Below are 11,122 nucleotides of genomic sequence, written 5' to 3' on the forward strand. Positions count from 1 at the left end.
AGTAAATATTATCTTAGCTGATTAAGTATATTTTTCAAACCTGCAATGCTCGGTGTTATCTGTCTCTTAATACTTTCAATATCAGCAGCTTCTTTTTCAGCGCCGGGTATGCTGGAAATATTAATTTTTTCTAGTTTATCAGCATTCTGTTTTAAAGTATTATAAGACCTATCCATCTGATTAATAAGCTCAGGACTTACCTTTTCTCCACCCTGTCCTATTTTATATCCTGCAATGCCGGTTATAACAGCGAGAGTAATCCCCACAACAATGGCTATGAGCATTGTGCCTTTGTTATCGTCATTCTCAGGCTTGTTATTTCGGAGATATTCAACAATTTTTGCAAATGATTTTGAAAGATCATAAGCCAATCCCACATGTCCATTCCTGCTTAATCCGGAAATATATTCTTTTTGTTCATTTAAAGCATTAATATGATTGATATTTAGATTGGAAGTATCCAAATTTGACTGAATCTTATCTAAGTAATCTTTTATATTGGAATTGGTGGATATAAAATTATATGCTCCAGCATCCTGAATTTTGTTTTTCGCATCAGTGCCGTCATAAACAGTAAAGATGGAAAGTTCAGTGTTCCTTAATCCAGGCCCTTCTCCAGTGTAATCTTTGAAATTTGGCTCTTCAATTTTAATCGAAGGTTTTGGAATCCTTCCATAAAGAACTATTTCAAAAAAGGATTCTAAATGATCCCGTGAATTATTCCAGACAGTCCATTTATCAACACGCATTGACTTAGTTTCACCATAAATTTTATATTGCCATTCCGGATCTTTTAACTCAGTTCTGACCTCAAGTCCGTAGCTATCCCTTGGATTTGAGGAAGAGGTTTTTATGAAAAAAAAATGGGCTTCCAGCTTCTGACCTTCAATGAATGAATGTTTATTTGATGTTAGAAAATCCTCGATTGGATATTTCTTACCTGCGTCATCGATATTGATGACATAGCTCCTTGAGTTATCTATTGATAATATTTCCTGTGCATTGACTGTATTAGTAAGCAAGAGAATAATTAAAACAAATAAAATAATCTTCATTCGTTTTTCTCCATTACAAGTTTTCCATTAAGCATATCAATGTTTGATGCAACATCACCCAGAGGGACAATTATTTGCTGGAGATTCTTTCCAATATCAAGAAGCTTGGGGGGGATATCATCAAGGTTTCTCCCAATGTCGATTATCAGATGGGTAACCTGTGGTGTTTCCTGATCTTTTGTAATACTTTTTATAAAGGCATCAACTCTTTGCAGCCTTGATGGTACCTCTTTATCAAGCAAGTTTCCTATTTCTGCGATTTTATCATTTACACTATAAATTCGTCTTGATGTTGTTTCAAGGAAATTCTTGATTTTGATAATCTTTGCCTTATCTACTTTATCATCTGGATCAACCTGCAATATGAAGTCAGAAAGATAAGTTTTTCCCTCATCAAACTTTATGATATAGTTGCTGATCGAATTTTCAAGATTGTTCAAATCATTGCGCGCTTCCTGTATCTGTGACCTTATATTCGCAACCGCTACTGGAGAAAATTGTACAGGAGAATCTATTCTTGAGAGCTTTTGTTTTAATAGAGACAATTGATTATCAAGTTCTTCAACTTTTCTTAGCATTTCTGCGACTGTTATCGGGACTCTGCTCCATTTTGCTTCTCTGTCCACAAGTTCATAATTTTTCCAGAATTTTATTACGCCTGCCACGGATGCCTTGATATCTCCCCACGGCATCGGGACTCCAGTAATATCACTGAATACCTGAAAGTCTCCCAGAAATAGGGAATGATGAAGGAAATACTCCTCATCTGTGGAATTTTCATAGTTTTGTTTCATCTTATCAAGGTCTGTTAACCTTGAAGGATATCCCGGTGCAGGAGCCCATGGATGCAGTCCGATCATCAAAGTATAAATATTTACACTGAATTTATCAAGGGGAACATTCAGAGGGAATAATTGCGCATGTCTTGCAATGGTATCTCTTAAAAGTTTTTCCGCATTTTCTTTTCCGATTTTTTCTTCATCGATATTAGATTTATCAGAACTCAAAATAGCGGCTACATACCCTATTTTAGATTCATCATCAATTATACCCCCGGCTCTCTGGTCAATTTTCATGAATTCTTTTTCAAGCAATATGTTAAGAACATTCGGATGGATTTGTTCTTTATTCATCTTATGCTGGTAATTAAGAAGGGGGGAAGTAGCGATTTGAAGTTCCGTAAAGGGTGTGTGAACATGATTATCGTACTCCTCATATCGTCCCAGTTCTTCCATGACTTTCTTGAAACTTGAACTTAGCTCAGGTCTGTCCACATTCAGATGCGTTTCTCTACCCCTGAAGCTGTTAATTTCCTGGTCGTTTAATCTTATCTGGTACATATGGATATTGGAAGGTGGAGTGACTATCTGCTGGTAAATTTTCTCTTTATATGCCTTAAGGTTCTTTAATTCGGTTTCAAGATTACCCCTCTTCAGTTCAAGCTCCTTTAGATCATTAAATAAATTATTCTTATAGAATGAAATTTCCTGCATTTGCTGCTTGGCCATATCAAGTTTTCCTCTTGTGTCCCTTATGGCTTTCTTCCTGGAGAACCAGCCCTGGTTCATTTCCATTTTATTAACTTCGTTCTCAAGCATTTCAATATTTACTTTTGAATTTTCCAGATCGTTTTCTAAAGTATTGATCTTATCCCTGGTAGAATTGATATCGGCCTGAAAATTCACCAGCTTTGAATTAATGTCCTTGATCTTATCTTCGGTCTCGAACAATCTTAATATTTTATTTGCCGGGAATTCAATAAGATGGTAGCCTATGGTCGAGAATGAACTCGTTAGAGGTGCAACAGCGGTCATCAGGTCGTTAAGGTCGAACCATTTATCTTCTGTATTCTTCTTTTTCCCGGGCACGAATCCAAGATCAATAAAGAACCTGAGTGCAATTTCCCTGAGAGAGTCATCATCTTTTGCTCCTGATACTTTTCTCCCGGTCAGTATGAACAGTTTAAAAGGATTAATGTATTTGTCCTTTCTTTCTTTCTGGGACATAATGAAATGCAGCTCTTTCAAGGTAGCCATTGAATTTCCAATAGTTATTTTCTCTTCATCCATCGAAGGAAGAATTCCAAATCCCAGTATTATCGGATCTTTATAATTTGTCTGAAGCCAATTCTTGATATCTATTGATAGATCCGTGATTATGCTTGAACCGGTTCCTCCTCCTAATGAACTTACAATGATAACAACAAATCCGTTCTTATCTGTTTTTGAAACAAGATCCTGTGCGGCTTTGTTTATGATCTCCCCGATCCCATCCCTGTGTATTGAATACAGGGCTTTACCGAACACCCGCCGCTGTCCTGCACCGATACCACCAACGAGTGCCATATATTTTTCAGGAAACCATGGATTCTTTGCTGTAAAAATATTTCCTGAAGGCATTGGAAGAGATTTTTTGTATATAGTGGATTGCAATGTTTTAATATTACGGCAAAGGCCGGAAAGGTCAGAATCATTACTGTCTATAAAAATAAAAGCCTCATTTTTTGGAATTCCTCCGTGTGTATCCAGGTAATTGGCCATCATATCAACTATCCTGCAGCCCTGCCCACCAAGACCGATCATGATCCGGTTTACGGTTTCCTCTGAAAAAACAGTATCCATTAATTGCTCATCTCCTGGTCATTTCTATCCTATTTTTCTCTGAGATTTTTGCAGCATCAACAAGTGAATCTTTCACATCTTTATCCCTGGATTTCATATCCCTCCCGATTTCTTCAGATTCATTCTTTAATCGATCCAGATTGTGTTGCTGTTTAATTAATTCAATTGAAATTGCATTCGGAAGGTTTCTTTCAACATAAATCCAGGACAAAATAAGGCATATCGTAGTAAGCGATCCAACTATTATGAAATATATCAGATTACTCTGGATATCGGCTTCAAATACATATACTTTAAATTCATTGAGCAAATATCCAAGACCACCAAGAATGAACATAAGTACACTGATTATCAATAATATTGTGAATATATTTTTCAATGAATCAGGGTTTGGCTTTCCCATTGGTTTTCTTTTACTATCCCAGAAATAATACGCACTTAAAATTGAAATAACTATTCCGAGCAATAGAATTCCAGAAAAGCCAATAAGACCAAGGGTGTTGTAATAATATAATAGACTCGAAAGAATTAATAACAAAATCCCTGCAATTAACCAAAAAATTAATATCTCAATCATTTTTTAATCACCGAATACCATAATCACTCTGGAATTCAATAATCTTTAAAGATTATAAATATATCGTTCTTTCTTTCAAAAATGTCATGATCATGTCATAATCCGATCTCACGTAATTTTCTTAATCTATCAATTACTTCTTCTTTATATAGAAGATCTTTAGCAGCATAAATAAGCCCTTCTGCTACTTCTGTTTTGTTATCATTCAATTTTTTCTCAGCCAATAATAACAAGAAATAAGGTATATAAATATCAAAAAATTGCCTTTTACTATCTACCTCATTTTTCATCTTTTCCAGTTCCAGTGTAATATGAATTTTATCAGCAATTCTTGGTTCCTTTGCTTTAATATTTGAAATAAGGGCCTTTGTTCCTTTCTTTATCAAGTCTAAATCTCCGGATTCATTATCATTAGAACCTTCATCTCTCATAGTTGAAGCAATGTTTTCAAGAAAATCAGAAATAAATTCATATTCTTTTTCCTTCCTGAGTTCCTCTGAAGTGCTTCTCAAATATCCAATAATGGCATTTTTTTTCGGATGAGGATCATTTAAATGAAGAACTGATGTTTTGGCGATTTCATCATTTGAAGAAATGCTCATTTCTTCTTTTTTTGCTATATTTTCTTTCAGAGAAGTGCCAGGATATTGTATCTTAGAACCCGGATCAGACACTCTTTCCAATGAACCAAGATTTCTATTTCCATATTTGAATCCATTTTCATTTCCAAAGCTTCTGTTTTTAATATTACTATATATTATGAAAATCAAAATTATGATTCCACCCAATACAGCAAGTACCCAAAAAACAGTATAATTTGTTCCTTCTTCGCGGATTGGCTGCTGTTTTGAGACACTTATTTCAACTGATTTTTTAGCTACTTCCAAACTATTTTCGTAAACTATGACCGATATTTCCCTGTTCCCGGAAGAAATACTCGTTCCACCTTCAGATGTTATTTTCTTAGACTTTCGTGGTTCAATTATTACGTTTTTAATAACGCTAACATTTTTTGAATCAAGCAGGAATTGAAGTGTTACTTCTGTCTGTGTATAAAGACTGTTATTCAGCTTTGCATAAAAATGTGCATTAATACCATCAATCAATACAGTTGGTTCAGTGCCAATTTCTTCTACTGAAACATTTCCCTGCGCATGGGTTGGCAATATCAATAACAACCCAAATATTATCCTTAACAACTTCGATAACATAATACACTTATTAAGTCTATTCAAGATATAATAAAGTTTACCCAAAAAATTATATTGTTCTTAAAGCTAAACTGAGGACAATGCAAGAAATAATGAATATCCTGAAAAGAACATATGGGTTGTTTTTTCCAGAGGATAAAAAAATAGCATTCAAAAAGCTTCAAAATCTAAATAATAGAATTCTTATCATTACTCTTGAAAAAGAAAAACAATTTTTTGAGAACGAAGTGGAAAAAATTCGAAATAATATATATGTGGGCATGCCAATAAAAGAAATTTTTGCCTCTATAGATCAATTATCCTCGGAAGTTGAAAGATACATCATGGTCCAGAACGATGATGACTATATACGGATAATTCAACATCTTGTGGTTAAAAATATTAAAACTGAGAACGAAATAGAAGAGATATGTGATATAAAGGATAGAAGCATTGTCTTTAAATATTTTAAATCCGGTGAACATGAAATATTTGTTCATATATATGAAAATATTAATGAAAAAATTAAATCCATAGAACAAATTCTTAAAACTATAGAAAATATAACCTCAAGGAAAGAAGATTTTGGAGAATTAAAAATTATCTGGAATAATATTATTGATGATGAAAAAAATAAATTATATCAAGTTAAGATCAGAATGGATGATCCAGAAAAACCCGAAATGGAAAGGATCAATGCATTGGATAATGAGATATCAGGCTTAAACAATAGATTTATCTCCCTTGAGAAATATGCTAAACACTACTTGAGTGAAGAATCACTTGATCTTTTTACAAGCGAAATAAAAGAATATATGCCGTCAAGGGCAGATATTACTTATTATGATATTCTTAATGGAATGGCGGATTGCATTGTTACTGAATTAAAATATTGTATTGGCAGAGATAATGAAGGAAAATCAATTGAAATTAAAAAAAGAATGGCAAAGCTGATATATGGCAGGCTCAAGAAAGGAATGTTTGTGATCTGAAATGAACATGTTGGTAATAGGAATCGGGGAATGTGGAAGGAATATCACCATACAGATGTATTACCAACTCAGTAGTATGCGATACAAATATCTAATTAAAAATTTTGATTTTTTCGTAACTGATACTGAGGATAGTTTAAGAATAATCCAAGATATAAAGCGCAAGGGCATCCCCACCGAAGCAATAAATCCTGGAAAATTCGATGAAAAAATTAAACCTTTAAATCTTTTTGCGCTTTCTTCAAAATTACTATCAGGAGTTGGAGGAGCATGGATAACTTCTTCAGAGATCGCCAAGAAATTCTTCCAACAAAAAGAAGGTGAAAATAAACAATATTTGGACTTTCTTAATTTACCAATAAAATATTGTGAATGTTTCAATATCTTTAATAGTGCAGGAGGAGGAACAGGAAGCGGAGCAGGGCCAGTTTTTCTGGAATATTTGTATAAGAACGCAGAAGACTCATCACGTAAACTCTTCACTGCGACCATAGTACTTCCTTTCAAAAAAGAAGGAGGGAACTGGAGGGATATGAATTCTGCAATCAATATATCCAGATACAGCAGACTTTGCGATGGAATTATTATTGCAGACAATGAATTTATGCAAGATAAATTAAAATCTGATATAAAAACTGTCCAGAATAGTATAAATGAACTTTTAGGAAATATCTGGATGTGGATGAATGCTTGCTCCAGTCCACAGTTAATCATAACTCCTAAACGCTGGGAAGGATCTGACATTAAAAGAAACTTCCGATTTGGAAACAACGGTTCGCTAATTGTGCCTTGCTTCAGGGAAGAACCTGTGGAAAAATTAAGAAGAATAAGTTTGAAATGGATAGTCCTTCGGACAATAAGAGAGAATTGCGCGGCGAAATGTTTGCCTGATACATCAAAACGAATTTTAATATTAGCCTCTCTACCAGATAAAGAAGTTTGTCCTGTATCAGAATCCGATGTGGCTGATTATATCAGCAGCGAATTGTTCAGGGGCAAAGGGTCAGCGATAGATGTTATTTTTATTCGTGGGAAGGCTATGCAGAATGTGAGCGTAACGGCATTGCTTATTTCTCCTGAAATTCCAAGGCTTAAGGAACTCAATGAAACTTTCAGGGCTTATATGGAAAATCCCAGTACATTAGAAAAAGATATGGTTGGTCAGATCCAACAAAATTCCCAAGAAGATCTTATGAGTTATTACAGGATTGAATATGAGAATTTTCAGAAATACCTGTATGATCTTAAAAGTCTTGGTTAAAGTTCCTGATATGTAGCCATCCCTTTTTCTGTTTCGTATTTTCGGGCAGTTTCCTCGATTTCTAACAGTCTGTTCAGTTCATCAGGCAGGAATGTGAATAGGACAGTCAAAGATACAAGGTCTCTTTTTGTTCTTGATATTCCAAGTATTCTCCATCCTTCCCTGCTGTACTGTTCCATATATTTCTTTATATTTGAGGTATCCAGATATTCCTCTTTTTGTAGATAATAATTCGGTACCCTTAGATTCACAAGATTTTTCCTGGCATTTGCAAGTTCTGATTTTTCAATTTCCATACTCAGGCTTTCGATAGCTTCATCTAGCATTTCCTTAGGTTCTATACTCTTGTATCCTTTTGGTAATTTTGAAATTATGGGCATATAGTAAAACAGAGTTCTCATCTGCCTGCTGGCTCTTCCTATCACAGCAAATCCTGGATTATTTTTTCCGTTTGATTGAAAAGATGTAGTAGATACCATATCCATGAAATCTATGTCCTTTAATTCTCTTCCGAAATTTAGCTTTGAAAGGTCAATTTTCTCGATCATTAATCCGGCTATCAGATCTGTAAGGCAGCGAGCAATATATTTATTGTATTTAGGAAAAAAAGATTCTATGCTTCTTTTATGCGAAAGTTTTTCATTGTCAACAAGGATAAAACTATTCACATGTTCGGAAAGTTTTTTTATGCATCTCCATGAATTCCAGGAGAGATGCATGCCTTCTTTGCCTTCTCCACTTGCAGGGATTACTGCAATAACAATAATGGGGATATTATACAGTTCTTTTATGGCTCTGGCAACAAAAGGGGCAGTACCGCTTCCAGTACCTCCTCCTGTTCCGACACAAAGAAGCGCAAAAGGGATCCCTGGTTTATTTTCGTTCTTACTTTTAGGAGTGGTCTTTTCTATACGATTTTTGAGAACTTCTTTTAATTTTTCATAATTCGGCTTTATGATCTTTTCTGCATTTTCAGGATAATTTCCAAACCCACCTGTTACGTGTTCTCCAAAACCCGTTGTTTTGCCTTCAATAAATCCTTTTTCCTTGGAAATACCTAACCAATACTGGTTTCCAATATTCTTAAGCTTCTTTAGGTCATTGACATCTGAGTTTATAACAATAGGTTCCGCTATCTGGAACATATTTTTTTCTTCAAATATCGCATCCAGTATTGCACTGCCACACTGCCCTATTCCAATAAATGACCTAGCCATAGTTTCACCTGATACTAGGTTTGCCGGGTATCTTTAAATACTTTCCTTGCAAATCAGTTATTCACAATATTATCAATAAAACAGAATAAAAGGATATGGTGGTATTTGCGATGAGTAATATACTTCGAAGGATTTTTTTCTTTATTAGTTTATTAATAGTCGCCTCAATGCTAATATTTCCTCCCGCTAGTTCGTCCAATGAAATAAATTCATATATAAATTATACATTCATACCGGAAAGTTCTATGGTAAGTATAGAGGAAGGGAAAAATCTGAGATTTCTTGTCAAACCCTCATTTCCTCGCAATAATTCAGTATTATATGTGTGGTTACTGGATACAAAATTAAGTAAATCAGAAAATGATAGTTGGGCTTCAGAATATGAATATAATCCGGATTTTACTGAAGGAGATAGTAATAAAGAGTTAGAATTACGGATATATGAAGGCAATAAGGTTATTTCTAGAAAATGGATTATCGATGTGATAAATGTGAATCGACCACCGGTAATTGATCAATATGACCCCAGCGGAATGATACTGCAAATAAAAGAAGGAGAATCTTTGCCATTCTCTATACACGCTTCAGACCCTGACCTTGGAGAGATAAATAGACTTACATATTCGTGGACTCTAAATGGGAATTTTAAATCTAATATGGAATTTTTTGAATTTAAGCCCGCTCCAGAGTCGGAATATTATGAAAAGGGTATGAATATAATCGAGGTGATAGTGAGTGACGGAAAAACAGACATTTCCTGGAAATGGTTTATCAAAGTGGAAGGCGTTAATAGACCTCCAAAAATTACAAACATCACCTCTGATAATAACTGGGAAGTGGAGGAGGGTGAAAATATCACTTTTTCGATAACTGCATCTGATCCTAATGAGAGCGATAATCTTAGTTATACTTGGAGAATAAGTGAAATTAATCAGAAATGTGGGAATGTCAGTTGTACATATTATCCAAAATATCATGACGAAGGGAAAAAAACTTTATATGTGACCGTAAGCGATGGTAGTTTGAGCGATTCTAAGGAACGTATTTTTAAAGTGATAGATAAAAATGGTCCGCCCATTATCAATAATTTAAGTCCTAAAGCTGAACTAAGATTTTTATTCACATGGGATAATGTATATAAAAATGATAATAATAGCCTTATTAATTATCTTAAGGATAATCTTAGTATTCAATGGGTAGAAAATGCAGAATTCATCAAAAATAATAATACAATCCGCGTCTTTAAGAAGAAAGAATCAGTAAACATCACCCTCGATAAAGAAAAAGCAAACCTAATAATTGATGATGGAAAAATCTACAATTTGAAAGTAAAAAACGAAAATAATACTTTTAATATATATGAAAGATATTTAAATTTATCCAAATCCAATGTTATATTCGAAAATTTTTCCGTGAATGCTAGTGATCCTGAAGGGGATAACCTCACTTATAAATGGGAATCATTAAGTAAAAATGATTCCAATAGAACTTATTTTAATTTCTATCCAGATTATAATTGTTGTGAGAGTAAAAAAGAAATCATAAGTTTAAAAGTGAATGATGGCAATAATTCTATTTTTGAAACTTGGCATATTGTGTTAGAACAAACGACATCCAGTGCAGAAATCTTATTTTTAGAATCTATCATATTAATAGCTGCGACAATTTATATAGGGACACCTTATGCCAGAAGCTTGTTATCTATGATATCTGGCTTTTCCTTGGAAACAATTGACAATATTTTGAAATCTATATTGTTTTTACCTCTTGCACTTGCAGCAATACTCTGGATTCATTATGGTTTTCCATTCGGAATAATAGCTTTATTTTTTTCATGGATTTTCTTCAATGAAGCCATAAGGAAATTAATAGTAATAAAATATTTTCGAAATCATTTTAAATGGGAAGATATTCCAAACAGTAATGAATTTCGAGCTTTTCTAAAAAAAAAATTGAAATTTGAATGGACAATTGAAGAATTAAAAAAAGAAGATGAAAATACTCTGAGTATATCCAAGGACAACAAATCCATTAAACTCAAACTTGAAGATGATATGTCAAATGCAAATCTTATACTTAATAATAAAAAAATCGGTGAATTTTATGTGAATATTGATGAATATAACAAACCAAATCTATTTTGGAAGCCGGATATAATTTATGAACTAATTATCTCTAAAATAATAGTAGCTGTCTATTAAACACATCT

At 33.7% G+C, this 11,122-nt stretch carries 8 protein-coding genes; 3 read left to right on the forward strand and 5 right to left on the reverse strand.

Features of this window, described 5'->3' with window-relative positions:
• Window positions 1–8: 8 nt before the first annotated feature.
• From FIB07_14435 to FIB07_14450, 4 genes are all read right to left on the reverse strand, one after another.
• The gene (locus FIB07_14435) at window positions 9–1,055 is read right to left on the reverse strand and encodes a hypothetical protein (protein NJD54052.1); all 1,047 of its coding nucleotides are present in this window, start codon (window positions 1,053–1,055) and stop codon (window positions 9–11) included.
• Window positions 1,052–3,676: a hypothetical protein gene (locus FIB07_14440; protein ID NJD54053.1), complete on the reverse strand. Its 2,625-nt coding sequence runs from the start codon at window positions 3,674–3,676 to the stop codon at window positions 1,052–1,054. The genes FIB07_14435 and FIB07_14440 overlap by 4 nt, the downstream gene beginning before the upstream one ends.
• 7 nt (window positions 3,677–3,683) lie before the next feature.
• Window positions 3,684–4,253 carry a hypothetical protein gene (locus tag FIB07_14445; protein ID NJD54054.1) on the reverse strand — a complete coding sequence of 190 codons (570 nt, stop codon included), beginning with the start codon at window positions 4,251–4,253 and terminating at the stop codon, window positions 3,684–3,686.
• A 95-nt stretch (window positions 4,254–4,348) separates the two neighbouring features.
• A complete protein-coding gene (locus FIB07_14450; protein NJD54055.1) occupies window positions 4,349–5,509 on the reverse strand; it encodes a hypothetical protein in 1,161 nt (386 codons plus the stop codon).
• Between the two features lie 35 nt (window positions 5,510–5,544).
• Between FIB07_14450 and FIB07_14455 the strand changes: the two genes are divergently transcribed.
• Both FIB07_14455 and FIB07_14460 read left to right on the forward strand, forming a co-directional pair.
• The gene (locus tag FIB07_14455) at window positions 5,545–6,435 is read left to right on the forward strand and encodes a hypothetical protein (GenBank protein NJD54056.1); all 891 of its coding nucleotides are present in this window, start codon (window positions 5,545–5,547) and stop codon (window positions 6,433–6,435) included.
• 1 nt (window position 6,436) lies between these two features.
• The gene (locus FIB07_14460; protein ID NJD54057.1) at window positions 6,437–7,696 is read left to right on the forward strand and encodes a hypothetical protein; all 1,260 of its coding nucleotides are present in this window, start codon (window positions 6,437–6,439) and stop codon (window positions 7,694–7,696) included.
• Here the strand turns inward: FIB07_14460 and FIB07_14465 are convergent.
• Complete coding sequence (locus tag FIB07_14465; GenBank protein NJD54058.1) at window positions 7,693–8,913, reverse strand: hypothetical protein; 1,221 nt, start codon at window positions 8,911–8,913, stop codon at window positions 7,693–7,695. The two genes, FIB07_14460 and FIB07_14465, sit on opposite strands and share 4 nt — an antisense overlap.
• A gap of 245 nt (window positions 8,914–9,158) precedes the next feature.
• Between FIB07_14465 and FIB07_14470 the strand changes: the two genes are divergently transcribed.
• On the forward strand, window positions 9,159–11,114 hold the full coding sequence (locus FIB07_14470; GenBank protein NJD54059.1) for a hypothetical protein: 1,956 nt from the start codon (window positions 9,159–9,161) through the stop codon (window positions 11,112–11,114).
• Window positions 11,115–11,122: the final 8 nt, after the last annotated feature.

This window comes from Candidatus Methanoperedens sp., from assembly GCA_012026795.1.
Lineage (GTDB): Archaea > Halobacteriota > Methanosarcinia > Methanosarcinales > Methanoperedenaceae > Methanoperedens.

What these genes read in the sequence shown, in the direction of transcription:
- FIB07_14435 (NJD54052.1), bottom strand. Translation starts at nt 1,055, where the DNA reads ATGAAGATTATTTTATTTGTTTTAATTATTCTCTTGCTTACTAATACA.
- FIB07_14440 (NJD54053.1), bottom strand. Translation starts at nt 3,676, where the DNA reads ATGGATACTGTTTTTTCAGAGGAAACCGTAAACCGGATCATGATCGGT.
- FIB07_14445 (NJD54054.1), bottom strand. Translation starts at nt 4,253, where the DNA reads ATGATTGAGATATTAATTTTTTGGTTAATTGCAGGGATTTTGTTATTA.
- FIB07_14455 (NJD54056.1), top strand. Translation starts at nt 5,545, where the DNA reads ATGCAAGAAATAATGAATATCCTGAAAAGAACATATGGGTTGTTTTTT.
- FIB07_14460 (NJD54057.1), top strand. Translation starts at nt 6,437, where the DNA reads ATGAACATGTTGGTAATAGGAATCGGGGAATGTGGAAGGAATATCACC.
- FIB07_14465 (NJD54058.1), bottom strand. Translation starts at nt 8,913, where the DNA reads ATGGCTAGGTCATTTATTGGAATAGGGCAGTGTGGCAGTGCAATACTG.
- FIB07_14470 (NJD54059.1), top strand. Translation starts at nt 9,159, where the DNA reads ATGGTAAGTATAGAGGAAGGGAAAAATCTGAGATTTCTTGTCAAACCC.